Here is a 24166-nt window from a genome sequence, read left to right on the forward strand (position 1 = left end):
ATGCGCATAGCCATCGTGGGCGAGGCCCTGATCGATTTCACCGCCACGGGCGGCCTGGCCTTCCAGGGCCATGAGGGCGGGGCGCCCGCCAATGGCGCCATCGCGGCGGCGCGGCTGGGGCAGGCCACGGGCCTTGTCTCGCAGCTCTCGGAGGACCTCTTTGGCGAGCGCCTGTTCGCGCACCTGCAGCGCAACGGCGTGGACATGCGCCTGGTGCAGCGCTGCAGCGCGCCCAGTACGCTGGCCTTTGTGGAGCGTGGCGAACACACCAACCGCTATGCCTTCTACATGCAGGGCACGGCCGACACGCTGTGGGCGCCTGCCGAGCTGCCGAAGTTGCCGGACGAATGCCGCATCCTGCAGTTCGGCTCCATCGCGCTGCTGCATGCGCCGGCGGGGCCGCGCATCCTGGATCTGGTGGCCGCGCAGCGCGGTCGGCGCCTCATCGTCTTCGACCCCAATGTGCGCCCCACGCTGATCCGCGATGCGCAGGCCTTCCGGCGCGACTGCCTGGCCTGGCTGGCCCTGGCCGACCTGGTCAAGCTCAGTGACGAGGATGCGGCCTTCATCGCGCCCGGTCAGCCGGTGCTGGAGGCTGCCGGGAGCTGGCTGTCGCGCGGGCCCAGGGCCGTGGTGCTCACGCAGGGGGCCGAGGGGGCCACCTTGCTGCGCGCAGGCCACGCGCCGCTGTCGGTGCGCCCGCCTGCAGTGCCGCTGGCGGACACCATCGGCGCGGGCGACACCTTTGGCGCGGCACTGTCCGTGGCGTTGCTCGAGCGCGGCGTGGAGCAGGCGCAGCAGTTGAAGTCCCTGCCAGATGCCGCGTGGCGCGAGGTGCTGCGCTTTGCGGCCACGGCTGCCGCGCTCAACTGCACGCGCGCCGGCGCCCAGCCGCCCTGGCGTGCGGAGCTGGATGCCGCGCTTGCGGGCCTGGATGCTGCGCAGGCGCAGCAGCACCACAGGGCGTAGCGGCCGCCGGTGTTACCGTGCGCCCTGTGCCCGTCTCCATCGTCCCTGATTGACCGACTGCCATGCCCAGCACACGCCGCCGCCCGCCGCGCCAGCGCCATCCCGAACTGGAGCGCGACTTTGTCCGCACGCCCGCCCTGGGCTATGAAGACGTGGAGGGCAGTGGCCTGGTGCGCTGCCTGGCGCATGGTTTCCCGAGTCCGCTGGTGCGCTGGCATTTCCATGACGAGTACGAACTGCATCTCATCACCCACACCTCGGGCCGTGCCTTCGTGGGTGACTGGATAGGGCCGTTCGAGCCGGGCCACCTCGTGCTGTGCGGGCCGCGCCTGCCGCACAACTGGATATCGTTCGACGTGCCCGAGGCCGGCGCGCCCGAACGCGATCTCGTCATCCTGTTCAACCACGATCCCATTGCCCGTGCGGCCGAGCAGATCCCCGAGATGCGCGAGGTACTGCAGCTGCTGGACCGCGCGCGCCACGGCATCGAGTTCTTCGGCATGGCCGAGGCAGCGCGCGCGCACTGGGAGGGGGTCCGGGGTGCGCGCGGCATGCGCCGCTTCGCGGCCTTTTGTGATCTGCTGTCCGATCTTTCCGAATGCACGGCCTACCGGCTGCTGTCGGCCGTGCAGATGCAGGGCGTGCAGGCCGAGGCCCAGGTGGACCAGATCAACGAGGTGGTCAACCGCATCATGGCGCGCGTGAACGAGCCGCTGAGCCTGGCGGACGTGGCGGCCGAACTGGGCATGAGCGAAAGCCGCTTCAGCCGTTTCTTTCGCCGTGCCACAGGCAACAGCTTCACCGACTTTGTCAGCCGCGTGCGCATCAACAGTGCCTGCCATCTGCTCATGCAGACCGATTGCTTCATCGCCGATATCTGTTTTCAGGTCGGCTTCAGCAATCTGGCCAACTTCAACCGGCGCTTCCTTGAAATCAAGGGGATGACGCCCTCGGAATTCCGCAGGCAGGCCGAAAGCCGCTTCGGCGCGGGCTGAGGCGGGCGAGGGACCTGGAATCCGGGAAAGAAGGGGTGTGGTATTGCGCGCCACATGGGTAGAGCCCTTATTGCCGCGCTGGCACAGATCGATATGCTGGGTTGCGAAAAACACATGTTCCGCACCGGATCCGTGGCCAGTTTGTGACCACGATCAAGGAATGTGTCTTCCTCTGCGCGCAGGGGCGAAAGCAGGGTTCCTGACGATATCAATCACAGGGGGCCCCATTGTAGAATCCGCCGAATTTTGCGCTTTCAACAACAGAACCACGCCCTCGATATGAAGTTGCTTGCCTCTTTGCTGACGGCTGCCATTCTTGCTGCAGCCCCCGCCTTTCCCGCTTTCTCCGCTGGCGAGGCACCTGCTGCCCCGGCTCAGCCGAAGGCGGCCAAGGCCGATCTGGCGAAGGGCGAGGCCAGCTACACCGCCGTCTGCGCGGCATGCCATGCGGCCGACGGCAATTCGACGGTGCCCATCCAGCCCAAGCTGGCCGGCCAGCATCCCGAGTACCTGGTCAAGCAGTTGCTGGAGTTCAAGGACGACAAGCGCAAGGACCCGGTGATGAAGGGCTTTGCCAGCATGCTCAGCGAGCCTGACATGAAGAACATCGCCGCCTGGCTGCATGCGCAAAAGCCCAAGGACGGCTTTGCCAAGGACAAGGACCTGGTGGCCATGGGCGAGCGCATCTACCGTGGTGGCATCCAGGAGCGCAACATCGCCGCCTGCGCAGGCTGCCACAGCCCCAACGGCGCCGGCATCCCGGCCCAGTACCCGCGTCTGGCCGGCCAGCACGCCGACTACACCACCACCCAGCTCACGGCCTTCCGTGACGGCAAGCGCGGCAATAGCATTCAGATGACGCAGGTTGCTGCCAAGCTTAACGATCGCGAAATCAAGGCCGTGGCAGACTACATCGCTGGCCTGCGTTGATGTGCTCCCGGAACCGATGCGGTTCCCAGGGTAATCACCGGGAACCTATTGCCCTATAGACGCCCCAAGCCAGGCGGGTCCATCGCATGAATGCAGATGGTCCCGCTTTTTTCATTCGGGTTTTGGCTTTTCGCTCTTCATGTCAGACAACTCTTCCGGTGCCGCTCTTGCCTCCCCCCGCCCGCAGGCCGCGCGCGCGATGCTGGAGCTGCTGGCATCGATGCGCTTCGCGATCTCGCTGCTGACGGTCATCTGCATTGCCTCGGTGATCGGCACCGTGCTCAAGCAGCATGAGCCGGTGGGCAACTACGTCAACCAGTTCGGACCGTTCTGGGCCCAGCTGTTTCTTGCGCTCAAGCTCAATGCGGTCTACAGCGCCTGGTGGTTCCTGCTGATCCTGGCCTTTCTGGTGATCAGCACCTCGCTGTGCGTGGCACGCCATGCGCCCAAATACCTGGCCGATCTGCGCAATTTCAAGGAAAACGTTCGCGAGCAAAGCCTCAAGGCCTTCGGCCACCGTGCGCAGAATGTGGTGCCCGGCAGCACCGAGGAAGCCGCCAGGCGCCTGGGCCAGCAGCTGGTGTCGGGCGGCTGGAAGGTGCGGCTGCAGCAGCGCGATACGGCGGCCGGTCCCGGCACGGGCTGGATGCTGGCGGCCAAGGCGGGCGCGGCCCACAAGCTGGGCTACATCGCCGCCCATGGCGCCATCGTGCTGATCTGCCTGGGGGGGCTGTTCGACGGTGACCTTATCGTGCGTGCGCAGATGTGGCTGGGAGGCAAAACACCTTATACCGGCGGTGGCCTGATCTCCGAGGTGTCCGAGCAGCACCGGCTGAGCGAACGCAACCCCACCTTCCGCGGCAACCTGCTGGTGACCGAGGGCGGAACGGCGGGCACGGCCATCCTGTCGCAGTCCGATGGCGTGCTGCTGCAGGAGCTGCCCTTTGCGGTGGAGCTCAAGAAGTTCATCGTCGAGTACTACTCCACGGGCATGCCCAAGCTGTTTGCCAGCGAGGTCGTCATCCACGACAAGGCCACGGGCGAGAAGCTGGAAAAGCGCATCGAGGTCAACCACCCGGCCAGCTACCGCGGCATCGAGATCTACCAGTCCAGCTTTGATGACGGCGGCTCGTCGGTGAAGCTGCATGCCGTGCCGCTGGAGGCCGGGACCAAGCCCTTCGATGTCGAAGGCGTGATTGGCGGCTCCAGCCAGTTCACGCGCAAGCTCGCCGACGGCAAGGACGAGGCGCTGACGCTGGAGTTTGCCGAGCTGCGCACCATCAACGTCGAGAACTTCGGCGGTGCGGGCGGCGCCAGTGGCAGCGCCACCGATGTGCGCAAGGTGGACCTGAAGCAGGCCATCGACGAGCGCCTGGGCGCGGCCCACAAGACCGTGACCAAGAAGGAACTGCGCAACATCGGCCCCAGCATCCGCTACAAGCTGCGCGATGCCGCGGGCCAGGCGCGCGAGTTCCAGAACTACATGCTGCCCGTGGACACGGGCGACGGCCAGCGCGTGTTCCTGCTGGGCGTGCGCGACAACCAGGCCGACGCCATGCGCTATCTGCGCATTCCCGCCGACCCCGAAAGCGAAATGGACACCTTCCTGCGCCTGCGCAGCGCGCTGCAGGATCCCAAACTGCGCGAGCAGGCGGCCCGGGCCTATGTGGCCAAGGCCATCGATTCCTCGCGCTCCGAGCTGAGCGGTGCGCTGGCGCAGTCGGCCACCAAGGCGCTGGAGCTGTTCGCGGGACAGACCGACAAGAAGGGTCCCGATGGCAAGCCGCTGGGCGGGCTGCAGGCCATCTCCGATTTCATGGAAAGCAATGTGCCCGCGGCCGAGCGTGAACGCGCGGGCGAGGTGCTGGTGCGCATTCTCAATGGCGTGCTGTTCGAGATGGCCCAGATCGTGCGGGCCCAGGCCGGCCAGGCACCGCTGGAGCCCAGCGAGCAGACGCAGTCCTTCATGACACAGGCCGTGTTCTCGCTCAGCGACGCGCAGTTCTACCCCGTGCCCATGGTCTTCATGCTGCAGGACTTCAAGCAGGTGCAGGCCAGCGTGTTCCAGGTGGCGCGTGCGCCGGGCAAGAACGTGGTGTATCTGGGCTGCCTGTTCCTCATCATCGGCGTGTTCTGCATGCTGTACGTGCGCGACCGCCGCATCTGGATCTGGCTCACGCCCCGCGATGGCCAAAGCCATGCCGAAATGGCCTTGTCCACCAATCGCAAAACGCTCGATGGTGATAGAGAATTCGCCATGCTGGCCGGCAAGCTGATAGGCGCCGAGCCCATCCACAAGAAACCCCCCGGAGGTTCCGCATGAACACCGCCACCACGACGACTTTGACGCTCAACGAGGGCTTCTTCGCCCGCCGCAACTGGTTCGACTGGGTGTTTGCGGCCCTCGTGGCGGCGGGGCTGCTCTATGCGCTGCAGCGCTATGGCGAGTACATGGATGTCTACGAGAAGTGCATCCTGGTCGGCACCATTCCCGCGGCCATCTGGCTGGGCTGGTTCTGGCGCTCGCTGCGGGCGCTGATGCTGGTGGTGGCCGGGCTGTCGCTGCTTGCCATTGCGCTGTACCAGGGGCCGGAGGGGGCGCAGCTGGCGCGCTCGGACACGGTGTTCGGCCTCAAGTACTTCCTGTCCAGCCAGTCGGCCATCCTCTGGATGAGCATGGTGTTCTTCATCAGCACCGTCTTCTACTGGATCGGCATGTTTGCGCGGGGCGAGGGCACGGCGCTGTCGCTGCTGGGCTCGCGCCTGGCCTGGCTGGCCGTGACGCTGGCGCTGGTGGGCACCATGGTGCGCTGGTACGAGAGCTATCTGATCGGCCCCGATGTGGGCCACATCCCGGTCAGCAATCTCTATGAAGTGTTCGTCATGTTCTGCTGGATGACGGCGCTGTTCTATCTGTACTACGAACAGCACTACGATACGCGCGCCCTGGGTGGCTTCGTGATGCTGGTGGTCAGCGCGGCCGTGGGCTTTTTGCTGTGGTACACGCTGGTGCGCGAGGCGCACGAGATCCAGCCCCTGGTGCCGGCGCTCAAGAGCTGGTGGATGAAGCTGCATGTGCCGGCCAACTTCATCGGCTACGGCACCTTCGCGCTGGCTGCCATGGTCTCCTTCGCCTACCTCATCAAGCAGCAGGCCACGGAGACGCGCTGGTACAAGCTCGCCCCGCTGTGGATGCTGGGCGTGGTGCTGTGCTTCGAGCCCATCGTTTTCCGCAAGGGTGCGACCGACAACGGCGGCAGCTACTGGATGGTGTACTTCGGCGTCTCGGCGCTGATCGTGGCCGGCATCCTGCTGGCGCGCAAGCGCATCGCCGAGCGGCTGCCCAGCTTCGAGCTGCTGGACGATGTGATGTACAAGTCCATCGCCGTGGGCTTTGCCTTCTTCACCATCGCCACCGTGCTGGGCGCGCTGTGGGCGGCCGAGGCCTGGGGCGGCTACTGGAGCTGGGACCCCAAGGAAACCTGGGCGCTGATCGTCTGGCTCAACTACGCGGCCTGGCTGCACATGCGCCTGGTCAAGGGCCTGCGCGGCACCGTGTCCGCCTGGTGGGCGCTGGGCGGGCTGGCCATCACCACCTTCGCCTTCCTGGGCGTGAACATGTTCCTGTCGGGACTGCACAGCTACGGCGAGCTGTGATCCGCTGCTGATTCGGACTGCCGCCGAACAAAGGGCTGCATGCGCCGGCGCGCATGCAGCCCTTTTTGTATCCGGCTCTTTTTCATGGCAGTTGAGGCTGGGGCGTAGCATGGAACTTGCGCGGGCCTGCAAGGCTCCCAATCGTCATGCCGCCCGGCACCCCTGCCTCAGCAGGCACTTTCGGAGATTCCCATGCTGATCCGCTCCCACGACAACGGCTTCCAACATCCGCAAGGCAGCGAAATCACGCCCCGGGCGAGCTACCTGCAGCGCCGGGCCTGGTTGCAGTACCTGGCCGCAGGTTCGGCCGGTGCCGCCTTGCCGGGCTGGGCGGCAGGCGTGCAGCGCCCCGGCAAGCTGGCGGCGCTGGCTTCCGTGCCTTCGCAGGTGCCGGGCGCGAACTCCATGGAGCGCGTCACCGCCTATGCCGATGCGTCGCAGTACAACAACTTCTACGAATTCGGCCTGGACAAGGACGATCCTGCCAAGAACGCCCACACGCTCAAGACGCGGCCGTGGACAGTGAAGATCGAAGGCCTGGTCCAGCAGCCGCAGACACTGGACCTGGATGCGCTGCTCAAGCTCGCACCGCTGGAAGAGCGCATCTACCGGCTGCGCTGCGTGGAAGGCTGGTCCATGGTGATTCCCTGGGTCGGCTATTCCCTGGCCGAGCTGCTGCGCAAGGTGCAGCCGCTGGGCAGTGCCAAGTACGTGGAATTCGTGACCCTGGCCGACAAGGCGCAGATGCCGGGCCTGCGCAGCGGCGTGCTGGACTGGCCTTACACCGAGGGGCTGCGCCTTGATGAAGCCATGCACCCGCTGACGCTGCTGGCCTTCGGCATGTATGGCGAAGTGCTGCCCAACCAGAATGGCGCGCCCGTGCGGCTGGTCGTGCCGTGGAAATACGGCTTCAAGAGCGCCAAGAGCATCGTTGCCATCCGCCTGACCGACAAGGAGCCGGGCACGGCCTGGAACAAGGCGGCGCGCAACGAGTACGGCTTTTATTCCAATGTGAATCCGGACGTGCCGCACCCGCGCTGGAGCCAGGCCACGGAGCGGCGCATTGGCGAGGATGGCCTGTTCGCCAAGAAGCGCAAGACGCTGCTGTTCAACGGCTACGAAGCCCAGGTCGGCCAGCTCTACACGGGCATGGATCTGAAGAAGTTCTATTGATGCGGCCCATGCAATGACGGTGTTACAGCGCCTTTTGCTGCACCGGGCGGCCAAGCCGCTGGTGTTTCTTGTGTGCCTGCTGCCGTTTGCGTGGCTGCTGGCCGGAGCCATCCTGAACACTCTCGGCGCCAATCCGGCCGAGGCCCTGCTGCGCTCCACGGGGGACTGGACGCTGCGCTTTCTGTGCGTGGTGCTGGCCGTGACACCGCTGCGCCAGGCGCTGGGGCTGACGGCGCTGGCGCGCTTTCGGCGCATGCTGGGCCTGTATGTGTTCTTCTACGCCGTGCTGCACCTGCTGTGCTATGCGTGGTTCGACATGGGGCTGGACTGGGGCGAGATCGTGCTCGACATCCCCAAACGCCCGTTCATCCTCGTGGGCTTTGCGGCCCTGCTCTTGCTGACCGCGCTTGCCGCCACATCGCCGCACCGTGTGCTCCGGGCCATGGGCGCAAAGCGCTGGCAATGGCTGCACAGCTGCATTTATGCGGTGGCGCCGCTGGCCCTGCTGCATTTCTTCTGGATGCGCGCGGGCAAGAACAACTTCGCCGAGGTCGGCGTATACGCCGCCATTCTTGCGCTGCTGCTGGGCTGGCGTGTGGCCCATGCACTGCGCCGCCGGCGCGCCAGAAGCTAGCCCGCGACGGCGCGCAGGGCAGGGCGCAGCTGGCGGGTGACGGGGTCGATGTCCGCCATGGGCAACTGGTAGTTGCGCTGGTCGAACAGATCAATGCCGCACTGCAGGCCTTCCAGCCAGTTGAACAGGTCGGCAATCGCCTTGGCGCCCATGATGGGCGCGCCGTGCTGGGGCACGATCATGTCGATGGGCAGCTGGCGCGCCATCTGCACCCACAGCCGCAGGATCTTGTTGGAGACCATGTAGCGGCGGTGAAAGCCTTCCATGCGCACGATGTGCGGCACCAGATCGGTCACCGGCACCTGTGCCTCGATGCCGTTCATCAGGGACACGCCCAGGTCGCCCGTAAACAGGATGCGGCTGACGGGATCGTAGAAGTGGAAGTTGCCCTCGGCATGCAGGAAGTGGGCGGGCAGCAGGTGCAGCTCATGGCGGCCCAGCGGCAGCCGGCCGCCGGCGTCCGGCACGCCGATCACGCGGTTCTCGGTCTTGCCGACCTTGGTGAAGTGGGGCGCGAAGCGCTCCCAGATGCGCGAGATCACCAGCTGGGCCTTGGTGCTGGTCATCCAGCGATCCAGCGAGGCAATGATGTCGGGATCGGCGTGGGAGGCAATCAGATAGGAAAGCTTGTGCGGCGCGAAATGCCGAGACATGCCCATGAACAGCTCGTTGAACGCGAGATTGCCGCCCGGATCGATGATGGCGCCCGTGTCGTCATCGACGATGAGGAACTGGTTGGCTTGGATGGCCTGTCCATCTTCCTCGATGAGGTCGGTGAACATCAGGCAGGCGTGGTTTTTGTCTCGGTAAAGCTCTACGGGCATGGCGGGTTGTCGAGGGACAAGATGCGGTCACTCTAAGCGCCATGCCATGCAGCGGGGTTGACGTGCATCAAGCCGCAGTGCGGCTGCCGCGTCAGTCGGCCTGTGGCCTGCGGGAGTCCGAGGCGCCCGTGGGCGTGGAGCTTTCCTCGACGGCTGCATTGGAGGGGCCGGTCGGCAAGGTGGTGGGCGCCGGTGCGGGCGTTGCCCGCTCGGCCGGGCTGGAGATGCCCAGGGTCTGCGGCAGCGTGGCGCGGTGGCTGGCGGCTGGCGAGCTGGGCAGGAACAGAGGCCCCTTCTGCCCACAGGCCGCAAGGGACGCCGCACAGGCCCCAAGGGCAATGCACCTGACTAGAATTTGCGAGGCTTTCAACATAAGCGAATTGTAATGACCGACCAAGAATTTCTGGACCTTGCCGAACGACTGCTGCTGGCGGTGGAGCAAGACTGCGATCGCATCAACGATGAAACCGATGCCGACCTCGATGCCCAGCGCGTGGGAGGCATGGTGACCCTGGTCTTTGCCAACCGCAGCCAGATCGTGATCAACCAGCAAAAGCCGCTGCATGAGATCTGGCTGGCCGCCAAGGCCGGCGGCTTCCACTACCGCTACGACGCGTCGCAGGGCGCCTGGCTCGATACCAAGGGCGCGGGCGAGTTCTTCGCCAACCTGAGCCGCTACGCCACCGAGCAATCGGGCCTGGCGCTGCAGTTCTCGGCACGCTGAGACCCCGGCTTTCGGCTGGCTCCAAAAGAAAAGCCCGGCATGGCCGGGCTTTCTTGCGTGGTCGACCGCCTCAGTTGCGGAACAGGTCGAGGATGCGGTTGCGCTCCTCGGTGGCGGGCGGGGGCGTGGCGCCTGCGGCGCTGCCCGTGGATGCACTGTCCATGCCCAGGCTGCTGACGCCGCCGTTGCGCGCGTTTTCCTCGTAGTACCACTCGCCGCCCATGTTCACGACGCCAGGCGGCACGGGCATCTCGGCCACGGGAACGCCCTTGAGCGCGTGCTGCATGAAGCTGATCCAGATCGGCAGGCTCAGGCCGCCGCCGGTCTCGCGGCTGCCCAGGTTGCGCGGCGTGTCGTAGCCGATCCAGGATACGGCGGCCAGCGTGGGCTGGAAGCCCGCAAACCAGGCATCCACCGAATCGTTGGTCGTGCCGGTCTTGCCATACAGGTCGGGGCGCTTGAGCGTGGACTGCGCGCGCGCTGCAGTGCCCACGCGCGCCACGTCCTGCAGCAGGCTGTCCATGATGAAGGCGTTGCGCGCGTCGATGGCCTGGGGCAGTTCCTGCACCGGGGGCGGTGTGAATTCGGACAGGATGCGGCCCTTGTGATCGGTGACGCGGGAAATCAGCCAGGGATTGACGCGGTGGCCGCCGTTGGCGAACACGGAGTAGCCTGCCGCCAGCTGCAGCGGCGTGACGGCACCTGCGCCCAAAGCCATGGTCAGGTAGGCCGGGTGCTTGGCGGCGTCAAAGCCGAAGCGCGTGACCCACTCCTGGCCCTGCTTGGGTCCCACGGCCTGCAGCAGCCGGATGGAGATCATGTTCTTGGACTTGTTCAGGCCCGTGCGCATGGTCATCGGCCCGTCGTAGCGGCTGTCGTAGTTCTTGGGCTCCCAGGGCTGCCCCCCCGTCACGCCCGCACTGAAAAACAGCGGCGCGTCATTGATCATGGTGGAGGGCGAGAAGCCCTTTTCCAGCGCCGCGGAGTAGATGAAGGGCTTGAAGGCCGAGCCGGGCTGGCGCCAAGCCTGGGTCACATGATTGAACTTGTTCTTCTGGAAGTCGAAGCCGCCGATCAGGGCGCGCAAGGCGCCCGTCTGGGGAACCAGGGCCACGAAGGCGCCTTCCACCTCGGGCAGCTGCGTGATTTCCCAGGTGTTCTTGGGCGTCTTGACCACGCGGATCACGGCGCCGGGACGTATCTTGATGTTGGGCGGTGCCTTGGGGTTCAGGCCCGATTCGGCAGGCTTGAGGCCTTCGCCCGTGATCTCGATCTGCTCGCCGTCGGCACGGGCCGCCAGGATCTTGCGCGGGTTGGCATCCAGCACCACGGCGGCGAGCACGTCTCCGTTGTCGGGGTGGTTGGCCAGGGTGTCGTCAATGGCGTCTTCACGGTCCTCGGCGTCGGCGGGCAGGGCCACGAACTTCTCGGGGCCGCGGTACTTCTGGCGGCGCTCGTAGTCCATGATGCCGCGGCGCAGCGCGGCGTAGGCGGCTTCCTGTTCGCCGGCATTGATGGTGGTGTAGACGTTCAGGCCGCGCGTGTAGGCCTCGTTGCCGTACTGGGCAAAGATCAGCTGGCGCGCCATTTCGGCCACGTACTCGGCATGCACCCGGGTGTTGAAGGAGCCTGTGCGGATCTTCAGCGGCTCGGCCTTGGCTTCAGTGGCCTGGGCCGCCGTGATGAAGCCGTTTTCCTCCATGCGCTCGATGATGTAGAGCTGGCGCGAGCGGGCGCGCTTGGGGTTGCTGATCGGGTTGTAGGCCGAGGGCGCCTTGGGCAGGCCGGCCAGCATGGCCGCTTCGGCGACGGTGATGTCCTTCAGTGGCTTGCCGAAATAGGCTTCACAGGCGGCGGCAAAGCCATAGGCCCGATTTCCCAGATAAATCTGGTTCATGTAGATCTCGAGAATCTGGTTTTTGCTCAGCAGATGCTCTAGCTTGAAAGTCAGTAAGACTTCGTAAATTTTGCGTGTAAAAGTTTTCTCGGAAGACAGATAGACATTGCGTGCCACCTGCATGGTGATGGTCGATGCGCCCTGGCTTTTCACGCGGCCCAGATTGGCCAGCGCGGCGCGCGCCATACCTTTGTAGTCGACGCCACCGTGCTCGAAAAAGCGGGTGTCTTCAATGGCCAGCACCGCGTCGGTCATCACTTTGGGGATGTCCTGGATGGGTGTCAGCGTGCGCCGCTCCTCGCCGAACTCGCCCAGCAGGGCGCCTTCGCTGGAGTACACGCGCAGCGGAAGCTTGGGCCGGTAGTCGGCCAGCTCGGACACGTCGGGCAGGTTGGGGTAGGCCATGGCCAGGGCCACGGCCACGGTCAGCATCAGGGCCAGCGCGCCGGCGACGGCGATGCCCGCCAGCCATAGCAAGGCCTTGGGAAACCAATGCATGGGCTTGGACGGAGCGGAGCGAGGCTTTCCAGCCTGGGGTTCTCGGGAGTCTGAGGACGGCATGTCGCAGGGAGTGCTGAGGAGTGCCGCATTATAAAAATGCGTTCCCCAGGGGGTCGGTAGGAGGCGGCTGCACACGGTTGCCAGCATGGCCGCAAGCCTCGCATCCTAAGCCAGGCGTACAGGCCGACATGCAAGCAGGGGTGCATTCCTGTCGCATTTGATGGCCCGCAACAATGTCTGTTTTTGGCCACTACCGTCAACCATGCTCCGGCAGGCATGGTGAGTTGCGCGCAGTCTTGCTGATAGCATTCAACCTATATGTGAAGGTTTGTTGCGTTCTTTACATACACAAGAAGAGGGAGGGCAAGTTGATTGCTATGGGATCCTTATTCAGTCGCCAGCCCGCACCTTTGCTAGGCATCGACATCAGTTCTTCGAGCGCCAAGCTCGTTGAGCTGTCTCGTGCCAGGTCGGGCGAACTGTTGCTGGAGCGCTGTGCCATCGAGCCGCTGGAGCGGGGATGGATCACGGATGGCAACATCGAAAAGTTCGACGAAGTGGCAGAGGCTGTACGGCGGCTGGTCAAAAAAAGCGGCACGCGGACCAAGAACGTGGCCATGGCATTGCCGGCTTCGGCCGTGATCACCAAGAAGATTTCGCTGCCCGACGGCATGAGCGAGCAGGAACTGGAGGTCCAGGTCGAATCCGAGGCCAATCAGTACATTCCTTTTTCGCTCGACGAAGTGAGTCTAGACTTCTGTGTCATAGGCCCGTCATCGAATTCGCCTGGCGACGTGGATGTGCTCATTGCCGCCTCCCGCCGCGAGAAGGTGCAGGACCGCCAGGGCCTGGCCGAGGCGGCCGGCCTCAAGCCGATGGTCATCGACATCGAGCCCCATGCCTCCCGCATGGCCGCCGGACGGTTGATCGAGCGCCTGCCCAATCAGGGCAACAACGCTTTGGTGGCGCTGTTCGAGGTAGGCGCCATGACGACCAGCATGCAGATCCTGCGTGACGACGAGGTGCTGTACGACCGTGACCAGGCCTTTGGCGGCGCCCAGCTGACGCAGCTGATCGCGCGCCAATATGGTTTTTCCCTCGAAGAGGCCGAGTCCAAGAAGCGCAACGGCGAACTGCCGGAGGACTACGCTTCCGCCGTGCTCAAGCCCTTCGTGCAGAGCATGACGCAGGAAGTGTCGCGCGCACTGCAGTTCTTTTTCACCAGCACGCCCCACAACCGCATAGACCACATCCTGCTGGCTGGCGGCTCGGCACCGCTTTCCGGCCTGTCCGAGGCCATCACGCAGCAGACCGGATTCGCCTGCAGCCTTGCCAATCCCTTCGATGGCATGGAAGTCGGCAGCGGCGTGCGCCTCAAGCGCATGTCGCGCGAGGCCCCCGCCTACCTGACCGCCTGCGGTCTGGCCATGCGGAGGTTTGTGTCGTGATCCTGATCAATCTGCTTCCTCACAGAGAAGCCACACGCAAGCGACGCAAGGAAGCATTCCAGGCCACCATGGTCCTTTCGGCCCTGATAGGGCTTTTGATCATTGGTGCTGTCTACTGGTGGTACCAGATGATGATCGAAGCCCAGCAGGCAAAGAACAGCATGCTGCGCGCCGAGATCACGGTGCTGGAGTCCCAGATCAAGGAAATCGCCGGGCTGGAGGATGAGATCACTGCCCTGCGTGCACGTCAGAAGGCCGTGGAAGACCTGCAGTCCGATCGCAATCTGCCGGTGCACATGCTCAATGAGCTGGTGTCCCAGCTGCCCGATGGCGTCTACATCACCAGCATCAAGCAGGAAGGTCTGGCCGTGACCATGCAGGGCACGGCGCAGTCCAATGAGCGGGTGTCCGAGATGCTGCGCAATCTATCCGAGGGAACGCCCTGGATCTCCAAGCCGGAACTGGTGGAGATCGTGGCCAAGACGGTCAACGTCACGCCCAAGGACCAGCGCCGTGCTGCAGCGTTCAATCTGCGCTTCCAGCTCACGCGCGCCAGCGTTGCGGAGAAAGGCCTTCCGACGGCGGCCAACCCAGGAAAGTCCCAGTGATGGCCAAGAAGAAAAAGAACGACATCGACTTCTCCGCACTGCAGGAGAACATCCAGCGCCAATTCCGTGGTCTTGATCCCAATGATCCTTCGCGGTGGCCCTTGCTGCCGCGTTTTCTGTTGTGCGTTGCCATTGCGTTGGGCGTCGCCGCCTTGCTCTGGTACGTACTGATCAAGGACTATGAGGACATGCTGGAGCAAGAGCGCAACACCGAAGTCACGCTGCGCCAGGACTTCAGCCAGAAGCTGTCCAAGGCGGTCAGCCTGGATGGCCTGAAGAAGCAGCGTGAACAGGTCCAGCAATATGTGACACAGCTGGAAAAGCAGTTGCCCAGCAAGGCGGAAATGGCTGCGCTGCTCTCGGACATCAACCAGGCCGGACTGGGGCGCAGCCTGCAGTTTGAAACGTTCCGCCCCGGGGCGATGGTGGTCAAGGAGTACTACGCCGAGCTGCCCATTGCTTTGAAGGTCACAGGACGCTTTCATGACATCGGTTCATTCGCTTCCGACGTGGCCTACCTGTCTCGCATCGTGACCTTGAACAACTTGTCGATTGTCCCTGTGGGCAAGGACGGAAGCGAGGTCCTGAGCATGGAGGCGACGGCGCGAACCTTCCGCTATCTGGATGCCGAGGAAGTGCAGGCGCAACGTGCGGCCGCCGGGAAGGGCAAGAAATGAGGCAAATGCGTTTTCGCGGCTGGCTTGTGCTGGCCGCCTGTCTGTCGCTGGTGGCGTGCACTTCATCCGAGCATGAGGAACTGCAGACCTGGATGGCGCAGGAGCGTGCCAATGCAAAGCCTCGCGTCAAACCATTGGAAGAGCCGAAGTTATTCACGCCTCAGGCCTACCTGGGTTCGGAGGGGATGGATCCCTTCAACCCTCTGAAGCTGATGCAGGTGTTGCGCAGAGAGTCCGTGCAGTCCAACGCGAATACCAGCTTGATGGCTGCAGAGCTCAACCGCCGCAAGGAGCCGCTGGAAGCAGAGCCCCTGGATGCAATGACCATGGTGGGCAGCCTGGACAAGAAGGGTGTGCCCACGGCCTTGATCAGAGTCGGAACATTGCTGTATCAGGTCCGTGCAGGAAATTACCTGGGCCAGAACTACGGAAAGATCACCCGGATCACGGAGACTTCCATCCAGTTGCGCGAAATCGTCCAGGATGGCAGCGGCGACTGGATAGAAAGAAATAGCACACTGGAGTTGCAGGAGGGAAGGAAATGATGGGCACACATCGCAGCATGTCTCACAAAGCTCGCTGGGGAATCGCCTTGGGCGGTTGGTTGCTGGGCTCCTTTGCATGGGCGCAGTCCGCGATAGAGTCGGTCTCCGGTTCCATCCAGGGGGGCACCGAGGTGGTGCGCATCGAGCTTTCCGAAGCGCTGGCTGCGGACCCGACCGGATTTGCGATCCAGTCGCCTGCGCGGATCGCACTGGATTTTCCTGGCGCAACCAATGCGACGGGCAAATCGATGGTCGAGCTCAACCAGGGCAACCTGCGTTCCATCAATATCGTGGAAGCCTCTGGCCGTTCCCGGCTGGTGCTGAATTTGAAATCGGCGACTTCCTACCGCACTGAACGCCAAGGCAAGGCGTTGCTGATCCTGCTGGATCCTGTGGCCGCGTCTGCTGCGGTGAAGCCTTCTGCGCAGCAGGGTGTGTTTGAAGCCAAGACAGCCGTCGGTAGCGATGTCCAACCCATTCGGGATGTTGATTTCCGTCGTGGCAGCGATGGCTCGGGCCGCATCGTCGTGGGATTGAGCAATAGCCAGGTCGGCGTGGACCTGCGCCGAGAAGGCAAGGAACTGGTCGTCGATTTTCTGCGTTCCTCCCTGCCTGAAGGCTTGCGCCGCAAGCTGGATGTTGCGGATTTCGGAACACCGGTGCAGACAATCTCATCGGTGCAGCAGGGGGAATCCGTGCGCATGCGTATCGCTCCCGTCGGCGACTGGGAGCACAGTGCCTACCAAAGCGACAGCCAGTTTGTGATCGAGGTCCGCCAGAAAAAGGTGGATGTGAGCAAGCTCACGCAGGGCCCCGGCTACAGCGGTGAAAAGCTGTCCCTGAATTTCCAGAACATCGAAGTGCGGTCCCTGCTGCAGGTGATTGCCGACTTCACGAACTTCAACATCGTGACCTCGGATACGGTTTCCGGGGCGCTGACCCTGCGTCTCAAGGATGTTCCCTGGGACCAGGCGCTGCAGATCATCATGGATGCCAAGGGCCTGGGCATGCGCAAGTCGGGCTCGGTGCTCTGGATTGCGCCCAAGGATGAAATCGATGCGCGCACCAAGCGTGACTATGAAGCCGCCATGGAAATCCAGAAACTGGAGCCGCTGCGGACCCAGGGCTTTCAGCTGAACTATGCGAAGGCGGCCGATATCCTGTTGCAAATCACGACGAACACCAGCTCTGCCGGGGTTGGCGGAACTGCGACGAGATTTCTGTCCGAGCGCGGGTCCGCAATCTCCGAGCCTCGAACCAACCAACTCTTTGTGACGGACACTCCCGCCAAGCTTGAGGCGATGAAGGCATTGCTGGCCACGCTGGATGTGCCGGTGCGGCAAGTGCTCATTGAAGCGCGTATTGTGGAAGCCCGTGACACGTTCGGCCGTGCGCTGGGTGTGCGCCTCGGCGGTGGGGACTTGCGTGCCCAGCGTGGTGGTGATGGCGGCTACAGCATCGGCGGTGACAATCGTGTTGTCTTCGGTACGGGGTTCGACAACGCAAATGCCTCTGCAGGTGCGGGTGGTACGGTCAATACTTCGGGCAGCTTCGTGAATCTTCCTGCATCCGTGTCAGGAGTTTCAGGATCTGGCACCTTTGCCATGTCCATCTTCAATGCTGCAGCCAATCGTTTCCTTACACTGGAACTTTCGGCAATGGAAGCCGATGGTCAAGGCAAGATCATTTCAAGCCCTCGTCTCATGACCGCCGACCAGACCAAGGCACTGATCGAGCAGGGTACGGAGTACCCGTACTCAGTCACCGCACCCAACGGAGCGACCACCATAGCCTTCAAGAAGGCAGTGTTGAAGCTGGAAGTCACGCCGCAAATAACTCCTGAAGGCGATATCATCCTGGATTTGGATATCAACAAGGATTCTCGCGGAGAAACCACGACCCAGGGGGTGGCCATTGACACAAAGCATATCAAGACGCAGATCCTGGTACAAAACGGTGGCACTGTGGTGATTGGCGGTATTTTTGAGTTGGAAGAAACCAATCAGGAAAACAAGATTCCTTTGTTGGGTGATGTGCCTGTTCTGGGTAATCTTTTCAAGAGCCGCTCCAGGGCCTCTTCCAAGAGAGAAATGCTTGTATTCATTACACCAAAAATGATTTCTGATGGCTCTGCAAAACGCTGAGTGAAAATTTAGGGAGATATTTGATGAAGAAAATATGGTTGGCTACTTTGACGGCCTTTGCTCTGGTTGGGTGCGGGGGGGAGGAGGGAACCCGGGGACACCTGGAGGAGGTACGGGGGGCGGTACGACACCGGATGTAGCCAGTGTCGAGTTCCTTCTCGACAAGACTGTTGTCGCCAATTCGGGAAGCGACTCCGCTACCTTGACGGTCACAGCATTGTCCGCGAGCAGGAATCCTGTAGCCAATGCGCCTGTCTCCGTTGTGCTGGATTCGGGTGTTTTTACACCCAACGCCAATGTGACGGATGCCTCTGGCCGTGTTACTGGAAAGATAGAGATCGGTGGTGATCGTTCCAACCGGGATATCCGCTTCAACCTGAAGGCTGGTAATCAGTCGGGGACAGGTGTTGTGGCTGTCACCGGCAGCCAGATCGCCTTGACCGTGGTTCCCTCTGCTCCTTCGCCGGGACAACCAGTGGAGGTCACGGCAAAAATCTCGGATGCGAATGGCGCAGGAATTTCTGGCATTCCTGTTGTGCTTTCCGGATCGGTTCTCAGTGCTGCGGTGACGGCCCAGACGGACACATCTGGCGTGGCGAAGTTTGCAGCATTCAATGCACCAGGCACTGCCCAGATCTACTCTCTGCAAGCCAAGGCTTCAGGAGTGGTCTCGAACGAGCAGATCACTGTGGCAGGCGGCGCTGCCCAAGTTCCTGACGCGGTGGGCGTGGTCAGCGCGGCGAGCCTGTCCATTGTGCCGAATACCGTCAAGCCAAATCTGGATGGCGGTCGCACCAATACGGCGCAATTGCGAGCCCTGTTCCTGGATAAGGACAATCGCGCGATTCCAAATATGCGAGTCCGCTTTGAGATCGTTCCGCCTGGACTGGGCTCTGGGGAAGCTATCTCGACAGGTAGTCAATCCGTGATATCCAATGCCAGCGGAGTTGCCTTGGCGCAATATATTCCTGGCGTGCGTATCAGCCCGACAGATGGGGTCAGCATCCGCATGTGCTATGGCAGTTCTGACGCAGCTGTGTCCAATGGGAAATGCCCCAATTCGCGTATCAGTACGCTGACTGTTGCCAGCGAACCTGTCTCCATCACTATCGGCGACAACAATGAGTTGGAAAAAGGTGCCAATAACCTTACCTATATCAAGAAGTTTGATGTGGCCGTTGCCAATGCTGCTGGTGAGGCCGTTGCGGATGCGGATGTTTCAGTAAGCGTGGATATTCTGCGATACGGATTTGGTAGCTATGACAACGTCAAGAATTCACACGTCGCTGGATCCGGTTTTTGCTTGAATGAGGACATCAATCGCAATGGAAATCTGGACAGCGGTGAAGACGCCAATGGCGATGGCCGCTTGACGCCGCCCAAGGCAGACATCGTGGTTTCCTATTTCAATGGCCGCAAAACGGGAGCCAATGGCCGCGTGATCGTGCAGACGGAATATCCGCAGAACGTAGCCACCTGGCTGATCTACAAGCTGACGGTGAGCTCCAATGCGGCTGGTTCCGAAGGTCGTGCCGAGCGCCTCTTTGTGACCTCGTTCGTCGAGGGCGACCAGAAGAACGGCTCCTTCCTGACCTCGCCTTACGGAGTGACATCCGTCTGCCTGCCCGAGTGAACAAGTCGGTGAATCTCGATCAAGGTCCTGCCTCGCTCCGTGCGCCGGTGGTGGCCCTGATCGGCCTGCCCGGCTCCGGCAAATCGACCATAGGGCGCCAGTTGGCGCGCCTGTGGTCGATGCGTTTTGTGGATTCGGACCATGTGATCGAGCAGCGCCTGGGCTGCAGCATCCGGGAGTTTTTCGAGCGTGAGGGCGAGCAGGCTTTTCGCGACATGGAGTCGCAGGTCATTGATGAGCTGTCGGCCTCCACATCCAGCCTGCTGTTGTCCACGGGCGGCGGCGTGGTGCTGCGCGAGCAAAATCGCCGCCATCTGCATGAGCGCACCCAGGTCTTCTACCTGGATTGCACGCCAGAGGACATCGCCGCGCGGCTGCGCAACGATGTGACGCGGCCCTTGCTGCAGGTGGAGGATCCGGCGTTGCGCCTGCGCGAGTTGCTGCTGCAGCGCGAGCCCCTGTATCTGGAGACGGCGCACTTCGTGATCCAGACATCCGGCCTGTCTGTGGCGCAGGCCGCCCAGCGCATACGCATGCAGGCGGAACTGGCCTGAACGCTGCCCACTGGAACACCAAAGGCCTCGGCACTTGCCGGGGCCTTTTTCTTTAAGATCGACAGTTGCCGGGCGCGCTGCCGTGTCGCGGAAACCTTTTCATTCTTTCTCCCCTGGAGCGACATCATCTTGCCCCACGCCTCCTCCTCGCCTGCTGCCCAGGTCGTGACCATTGACCTGGGTGAGCGCTCCTATCCGATTGCCATCGGCACCAGCCTGCTGGACCAGGCAGCCACCTATGCCGCGCTGCCTTCTGCGGCACAGGCCGTCATCGTCAGCAACGATGTGGTCGCACCGCTCTATGAGCCCGCACTGCGCCGCGTGCTGGAGCAGCGCTACCGCAGCGTGCGGACCGTGGTGCTGCCCGATGGCGAGGCCCACAAGGACTGGCAGACGCTGAATCTGATCTTCGATGACCTGCTGTCCGGTGGCTGCGACCGCAAGACCGTGCTGTTCGCGCTGGGCGGCGGCGTCATTGGCGACATGACGGGCTTTGCTGCCGCCAGCTACATGCGCGGCGTGCCCTTCGTGCAAGTGCCCACCACGCTGTTGTCGCAGGTGGACTCGTCGGTGGGCGGCAAGACTGCCATCAACCATCCGCTGGGCAAGAACATGATCGGCGCCTTCTACCAGCCGCAGCTGGTGGTTTGCGACCTGGCCTCGCTGGACACGCTGCCCGCGCGCGAGCTGAGCGCCGGCCTGGCCGAGGTCATCAAGTACGGGCCCATCGCCGACATGGACTTCCTGGCCTGGCTGGAGGAGAACATGGACGCCTTGCTTGCCCGCGACCGCACTGCACTGGCGCACGCGATCAAGCGCAGCGTGGAGATCAAGGCCTGGGTCGTGGGGCAGGACGAGAAAGAGGCTGGGCTGCGCGCCATTCTCAATTTCGGCCACACCTTCGGGCATGCGATCGAAGCCGGCATGGGCTACGGCAACTGGCTGCACGGCGAAGGCGTGGGCGCCGGCATGGTCATGGCGGCCGAGCTGTCGCAGCGCCTTGGCCTGGTGGATGCCGCCTTTGTGCAAAGGCTGCGCGTGCTGATCGAACGTGCGGGCCTGCCGGTGCGCGGCGCCGTGCTGGATGAGCGTGACAACGCTGACCGCTATCTGGAGCTGATGCGCGTGGACAAGAAGTCCGAGGCGGGCGAGATCCGCTTCGTTCTCATTGACGGGCCGGGAAAGGCCGTCATGCGCTCGGCGCCCGATGCCTTGGTGCGCGAAGTCATAGACGCCTGCTGCGCCTGACGCGCGGCGCTGTGGGCAAGCCGGAACTGCTAGAGTGCCCTTGTCAGCATGATGAGGCGATCGAATGCAGAAACAGGCCCTGGCCCCCTATGCCTGCAACCCGGCGTTCAGCCGGGGGCGGCGTTTCCCGGAGGCGCCTGCGCCCACGCGCAGCGACTTCCAGCGCGACCGGGACCGCATCGTCCATTCCTCGGCCTTCCGGCGCCTGGTCTACAAGACCCAGGTCTTCGTCAACCATGAGGGCGACCTGTTCCGCACCCGCCTGACGCACTCGCTGGAAGTGGCCCAACTGGGCCGCTCGGTGGCCCGGTCGCTGCAACTGGACGAGGATCTGGTCGAGGCCATCTGCCTGGCCCACGACCTGGGCCACACCCCCTTCGGCCATGCGGGCCAGGATGCGCTCAATGCCTGCATGCAGCCGCATGGCGGCTTCGAGCACAACCTGCAAAGCCTGCGCGTGGTGGACCGGCTGGAAGAGCGCTATCCAGCCTTTGACGGCCTGAACCTGAGCTTCGAGACGCGCGAGGGCGTTCTCAAGCATTGCTCGCGCACCAATGCCGAGCACCTGGAGGCGCGCGAGCCCGGCGGGGTGGCGCAGCGTTTTCTGCTGGGCCGGCAGCCTTCGCTGGAGGCCCAGCTGTGCAACCTGGCCGATGCCATTGCCTACAACGCCCATGACGTGGACGATGGCGTGCGCTCCGGCCTGATCACCATGCCCCAGCTGTGCGAGGCTGTTCCCCTGTTCGCGCGCTATCACGACGCAACACTGGCCGAGCATCCTCAACTGGGCATGCCCCTGGCCGAGCGGCGCCTGCTGTACGAAAGCATCCGCCGCATGCTCAGCGATCAGGTCTATGACGTGATCGCCGCCACGCAGCAGCGCATTGCGCAGGCGCGGCTCTGTTCGGTGGACGAGGTGCGCGCCCAGCCTGGCCCTCTGGTGGGCTTCAGCGATACCATGAGGCAGCAGTCGCAGCAGCTCAAGCAGTTCCTGTTCCGCAATCTCTACCGCCATGAGCAGGTGGTGAAGACCATGGAAGGCGCGCAGCAGGTGGTGGCCGAGCTGTTTGCGGCCTACATGGTCGAGCCCGACCGCATGAAGCCGCGCTTCGTGCAGCGGGCCATGCTGGCCGAGGACGTATCGGCGCGTGCGCGGGTGGTGGCCGACTTCATCGCCGGGATGACGGACCGCTACGCGGCCCGCGAGCATGAGCTGCTGACAGGCCTGCGCCTGCTGGGCTGAGAAATCCGAGCAACGGCGTCGCCGGGGCGGCGCGGCTAGAATGCGGACCCTGCGTGACAGGGCAGGGAAGGGTTCCTGGACGGTTTCGCAATGTCTGGGGGCGCAGTGCCCCCGTTCGCATTTTTGAAGGGCACAGCCATGACCGATACCAACCACGAGATTCGCGCGGCCGAGTTTCCGCCTGTCACCGTGATCGAGGATACGGTGCACTGGCTCGAAAAGGCCGTGATCGGCCTGAACCTGTGCCCCTTCGCCAAGGGCGTGCACATCAAGGGCCAGATCCACTACACGGTCAGCCAGGCCACCGACGCCGAAGGCGTGGCGGCAGACCTGCACCGCGAGCTGGAAGCCCTGGCCGAGGCCTCCCCGGACAAGCGCGACACCACGCTGCTGATCCTGCCGCACGCATTGCAGGACTTCCTGGACTTCAACGACTTTCTCGAAGTGGCCGACGCCATGGTCGAGGAGCTGGACCTGGGCGGCATACTGCAGGTGGCCTCGTTCCACCCGCAGTTCCAGTTCGAGGGCACCGAAGCCGACGACGTCACCAACTGCACCAACCGCTCTCCCTATCCCACGCTGCACCTGCTGCGCGAGGACAGCATAGACAAGGCGGTCGAGGTGTTCCCCGAAGCCGAATCCATCTACGAGCGCAACATGGAGACGCTGGAGAAGATCGGCATCGAAGGCTGGCTGGACCTGGGTGTGGGCGCGCGCTGCCCTATGGCGCACGCAGCCAAGCCGGGCGCTGCCGAATGAAGGCGCGCCAGGGCAAGCCTGCCGCAAAGCCCGAGCAGGATGTGACCGCGCAGCTGGGCCTCAAGCCCGGCCAGTCCATTGAACTGCTCAAGGCACTGCACATCCTCACGCGCGAAGGCAAGATCAACCAGGATTCGCGCCGCAAGCTCAAGCAGGTCTACCACCTCTACCAGTTCATCGCGCCCATCCTCGAAGAACTGTCGGCCGACGGCCATGCGGTCACCCTGGCCGACCACGGCGCCGGCAAGTCCTACCTGGGATTCATCCTCTACGACCTGTATTTCAAGCCGCTGGGGCGCGGCCATATCTACGGCATAGAAACGCGCGCGCCGCTGGTGGAGGCTTCGCAGAAGCTGGCTGCCGAGCTGGGCTTCGAGCGCATGGGCTTTCTGAACATGTCGGTGGCCGAGTCCACGCATGCCGACTTCATGCCTGCGCAATTCGACGTGGTCACGGCCCTGCACGCCTGCGACACCGCCACCGACGACGCCATCGCCTTCGGCCTGGAGAAGAAGGCCAAGGCCATGGTGCTGGTGCCCTGCTGCCAGGCCGAGGTCGCAGCCTGCCTGCGCCAGACCAAGGCGCTGAGCCTGACGCGCACGCCGCTGGCCGAACTGTGGCGCCATCCCATACACACCCGCGAAATGGGCAGCCAGCTCACCAACGTGCTGCGCTGCCTGTACCTGGAGGCCTGCGGCTACCAAGTCACCGTGACCGAGCTGGTGGGCTGGGAGCACAGCATGAAGAACGAGCTGATCATTGCGCGCTACACGGGGCAGAAAAAGCGCAGTGCGGTCGAGCGGCTCCGTGCAATCCTCAACGAGTTTGGCTTGTCAGGGTCTGCACTGGCGCACCGCTTTGGCCAATAGTGATACGGATGCTGCGCAAGGTGTGTGCACCTGACTCTTAGTGTGGTGTCTGATTTTTATTTTGGATAGCTATTGGGTGAGCGATAGATGTAATTTTTTGAGTATCGAGGTTTGTGGATAATGGTGCTCGGATA

At 63.4% G+C, this 24166-nt stretch carries 22 protein-coding genes; 19 read left to right on the forward strand and 3 right to left on the reverse strand.

Annotated elements, in window-relative coordinates; all coding sequences use genetic code 11:
- The 7 genes from U6958_RS07110 (at position 1) to U6958_RS07140 (ending at position 8358) form a co-directional block, all read left to right on the forward strand.
- Positions 1–969 (forward strand): carbohydrate kinase, encoded by a 969-nt coding sequence (locus tag U6958_RS07110; RefSeq protein WP_074921491.1) that lies wholly within the window; start codon positions 1–3, stop codon positions 967–969.
- 62 nt (positions 970–1031) lie between these two features.
- Complete coding sequence (locus U6958_RS07115) at positions 1032–1964, forward strand: AraC family transcriptional regulator (RefSeq protein WP_074921490.1); 933 nt, start codon at positions 1032–1034, stop codon at positions 1962–1964.
- Positions 1965–2243: 279 nt separating this feature from the next.
- Positions 2244–2894: a cytochrome c gene (locus U6958_RS07120; protein ID WP_016445530.1), complete on the forward strand. Its 651-nt coding sequence runs from the start codon at positions 2244–2246 to the stop codon at positions 2892–2894.
- Positions 2895–3033: 139 nt separating this feature from the next.
- The gene (locus tag U6958_RS07125; RefSeq protein ID WP_074921489.1) at positions 3034–5217 is read left to right on the forward strand and encodes a cytochrome c biogenesis protein ResB; all 2184 of its coding nucleotides are present in this window, start codon (positions 3034–3036) and stop codon (positions 5215–5217) included.
- Positions 5214–6551 (forward strand): c-type cytochrome biogenesis protein CcsB, encoded by a 1338-nt coding sequence (gene ccsB / locus U6958_RS07130; protein WP_016445532.1) that lies wholly within the window; start codon positions 5214–5216, stop codon positions 6549–6551. The genes U6958_RS07125 and ccsB overlap by 4 nt, the downstream gene beginning before the upstream one ends.
- 192 nt (positions 6552–6743) lie before the next feature.
- Entirely contained in the window at positions 6744–7724 is a 981-nt protein-coding gene (gene msrP, locus U6958_RS07135) for a protein-methionine-sulfoxide reductase catalytic subunit MsrP (protein ID WP_016445533.1), read from the forward strand.
- A gap of 13 nt (positions 7725–7737) precedes the next feature.
- The gene (locus U6958_RS07140) at positions 7738–8358 is read left to right on the forward strand and encodes a sulfite oxidase heme-binding subunit YedZ (protein WP_074921488.1); all 621 of its coding nucleotides are present in this window, start codon (positions 7738–7740) and stop codon (positions 8356–8358) included.
- Here the strand turns inward: U6958_RS07140 and U6958_RS07145 are convergent.
- Together U6958_RS07145 and U6958_RS07150 are read right to left on the reverse strand one after the other, a co-directional pair.
- The gene (locus U6958_RS07145; protein ID WP_074921487.1) at positions 8355–9182 is read right to left on the reverse strand and encodes an MBL fold metallo-hydrolase; all 828 of its coding nucleotides are present in this window, start codon (positions 9180–9182) and stop codon (positions 8355–8357) included. The genes U6958_RS07140 and U6958_RS07145 overlap by 4 nt on opposite strands.
- 91 nt (positions 9183–9273) lie before the next feature.
- Positions 9274–9555, reverse strand: a complete 282-nt coding sequence (locus U6958_RS07150; RefSeq protein WP_082254145.1) for an LPS translocon maturation chaperone LptM — start codon at positions 9553–9555, stop codon at positions 9274–9276.
- Positions 9556–9567: 12 nt separating this feature from the next.
- Between U6958_RS07150 and cyaY the strand changes: the two genes are divergently transcribed.
- Positions 9568–9906, forward strand: a complete 339-nt coding sequence (gene cyaY / locus U6958_RS07155; RefSeq protein WP_017406663.1) for an iron donor protein CyaY — start codon at positions 9568–9570, stop codon at positions 9904–9906.
- 70 nt (positions 9907–9976) lie between these two features.
- Here cyaY and U6958_RS07160 read toward each other — a convergent pair whose 3' ends face one another.
- Positions 9977–12301: a penicillin-binding protein 1A gene (locus U6958_RS07160; RefSeq protein ID WP_017406662.1), complete on the reverse strand. Its 2325-nt coding sequence runs from the start codon at positions 12299–12301 to the stop codon at positions 9977–9979.
- A gap of 371 nt (positions 12302–12672) precedes the next feature.
- Between U6958_RS07160 and U6958_RS07165 the strand changes: the two genes are divergently transcribed.
- From U6958_RS07165 to U6958_RS07215, 11 genes are all read left to right on the forward strand, one after another.
- Positions 12673–13752 (forward strand): pilus assembly protein PilM, encoded by a 1080-nt coding sequence (locus U6958_RS07165; protein ID WP_026062715.1) that lies wholly within the window; start codon positions 12673–12675, stop codon positions 13750–13752.
- Entirely contained in the window at positions 13749–14360 is a 612-nt protein-coding gene (locus tag U6958_RS07170; protein ID WP_043789993.1) for a PilN domain-containing protein, read from the forward strand. Before U6958_RS07165 ends, U6958_RS07170 begins: the two co-directional genes overlap by 4 nt.
- Positions 14360–15037, forward strand: a complete 678-nt coding sequence (locus U6958_RS07175; protein ID WP_046238460.1) for a type 4a pilus biogenesis protein PilO — start codon at positions 14360–14362, stop codon at positions 15035–15037. Before U6958_RS07170 ends, U6958_RS07175 begins: the two co-directional genes overlap by 1 nt.
- The gene (locus tag U6958_RS07180) at positions 15034–15582 is read left to right on the forward strand and encodes a pilus assembly protein PilP (RefSeq protein ID WP_026062714.1); all 549 of its coding nucleotides are present in this window, start codon (positions 15034–15036) and stop codon (positions 15580–15582) included. The genes U6958_RS07175 and U6958_RS07180 overlap by 4 nt, the downstream gene beginning before the upstream one ends.
- Positions 15579–17726 carry a type IV pilus secretin PilQ gene (gene pilQ / locus U6958_RS07185; RefSeq protein WP_083393587.1) on the forward strand — a complete coding sequence of 716 codons (2148 nt, stop codon included), beginning with the start codon at positions 15579–15581 and terminating at the stop codon, positions 17724–17726. The genes U6958_RS07180 and pilQ overlap by 4 nt, the downstream gene beginning before the upstream one ends.
- A gap of 202 nt (positions 17727–17928) precedes the next feature.
- The gene (locus U6958_RS07190; RefSeq protein ID WP_404997200.1) at positions 17929–19359 is read left to right on the forward strand and encodes a hypothetical protein; all 1431 of its coding nucleotides are present in this window, start codon (positions 17929–17931) and stop codon (positions 19357–19359) included.
- Between the two features lie 8 nt (positions 19360–19367).
- Positions 19368–19913: a shikimate kinase gene (locus tag U6958_RS07195; protein ID WP_208607049.1), complete on the forward strand. Its 546-nt coding sequence runs from the start codon at positions 19368–19370 to the stop codon at positions 19911–19913.
- Positions 19914–20042: 129 nt separating this feature from the next.
- The gene (gene aroB, locus U6958_RS07200; RefSeq protein ID WP_074921486.1) at positions 20043–21161 is read left to right on the forward strand and encodes a 3-dehydroquinate synthase; all 1119 of its coding nucleotides are present in this window, start codon (positions 20043–20045) and stop codon (positions 21159–21161) included.
- A 64-nt stretch (positions 21162–21225) separates the two neighbouring features.
- Positions 21226–22404, forward strand: a complete 1179-nt coding sequence (locus U6958_RS07205) for a deoxyguanosinetriphosphate triphosphohydrolase (protein ID WP_074921485.1) — start codon at positions 21226–21228, stop codon at positions 22402–22404.
- A 138-nt stretch (positions 22405–22542) separates the two neighbouring features.
- Entirely contained in the window at positions 22543–23163 is a 621-nt protein-coding gene (locus U6958_RS07210) for a DUF1415 domain-containing protein (protein ID WP_016445546.1), read from the forward strand.
- A complete protein-coding gene (locus U6958_RS07215; RefSeq protein WP_074921484.1) occupies positions 23160–24032 on the forward strand; it encodes an SAM-dependent methyltransferase in 873 nt (290 codons plus the stop codon). Before U6958_RS07210 ends, U6958_RS07215 begins: the two co-directional genes overlap by 4 nt.
- Positions 24033–24166: the final 134 nt, after the last annotated feature.

The organism is Delftia lacustris (genome assembly GCF_040267515.1).
Taxonomy (GTDB): domain Bacteria; phylum Pseudomonadota; class Gammaproteobacteria; order Burkholderiales; family Burkholderiaceae_C; genus Comamonas; species Comamonas tsuruhatensis.

Bases quoted from the DNA above. Each gene is read 5' to 3' on its own strand.
- U6958_RS07180 (WP_026062714.1), top strand. From the start codon at position 15,034: ATGAGGCAAATGCGTTTTCGCGGCTGGCTTGTGCTGGCCGCCTGTCTG.
- U6958_RS07205 (WP_074921485.1), top strand. From the start codon at position 21,226: ATGCAGAAACAGGCCCTGGCCCCCTATGCCTGCAACCCGGCGTTCAGC.
- U6958_RS07110 (WP_074921491.1), top strand. From the start codon at position 1: ATGCGCATAGCCATCGTGGGCGAGGCCCTGATCGATTTCACCGCCACG.
- U6958_RS07175 (WP_046238460.1), top strand. From the start codon at position 14,360: ATGGCCAAGAAGAAAAAGAACGACATCGACTTCTCCGCACTGCAGGAG.
- cyaY (WP_017406663.1), top strand. From the start codon at position 9,568: ATGACCGACCAAGAATTTCTGGACCTTGCCGAACGACTGCTGCTGGCG.
- ccsB (WP_016445532.1), top strand. From the start codon at position 5,214: ATGAACACCGCCACCACGACGACTTTGACGCTCAACGAGGGCTTCTTC.
- U6958_RS07120 (WP_016445530.1), top strand. From the start codon at position 2,244: ATGAAGTTGCTTGCCTCTTTGCTGACGGCTGCCATTCTTGCTGCAGCC.
- U6958_RS07150 (WP_082254145.1), bottom strand. From the start codon at position 9,555: ATGTTGAAAGCCTCGCAAATTCTAGTCAGGTGCATTGCCCTTGGGGCC.
- U6958_RS07125 (WP_074921489.1), top strand. From the start codon at position 3,034: ATGTCAGACAACTCTTCCGGTGCCGCTCTTGCCTCCCCCCGCCCGCAG.
- U6958_RS07140 (WP_074921488.1), top strand. From the start codon at position 7,738: ATGACGGTGTTACAGCGCCTTTTGCTGCACCGGGCGGCCAAGCCGCTG.
- U6958_RS07160 (WP_017406662.1), bottom strand. From the start codon at position 12,301: ATGCATTGGTTTCCCAAGGCCTTGCTATGGCTGGCGGGCATCGCCGTC.
- U6958_RS07115 (WP_074921490.1), top strand. From the start codon at position 1,032: ATGCCCAGCACACGCCGCCGCCCGCCGCGCCAGCGCCATCCCGAACTG.
- U6958_RS07145 (WP_074921487.1), bottom strand. From the start codon at position 9,182: ATGCCCGTAGAGCTTTACCGAGACAAAAACCACGCCTGCCTGATGTTC.
- U6958_RS07215 (WP_074921484.1), top strand. From the start codon at position 23,160: ATGAAGGCGCGCCAGGGCAAGCCTGCCGCAAAGCCCGAGCAGGATGTG.
- U6958_RS07210 (WP_016445546.1), top strand. From the start codon at position 22,543: ATGACCGATACCAACCACGAGATTCGCGCGGCCGAGTTTCCGCCTGTC.
- msrP (WP_016445533.1), top strand. From the start codon at position 6,744: ATGCTGATCCGCTCCCACGACAACGGCTTCCAACATCCGCAAGGCAGC.
- pilQ (WP_083393587.1), top strand. From the start codon at position 15,579: ATGATGGGCACACATCGCAGCATGTCTCACAAAGCTCGCTGGGGAATC.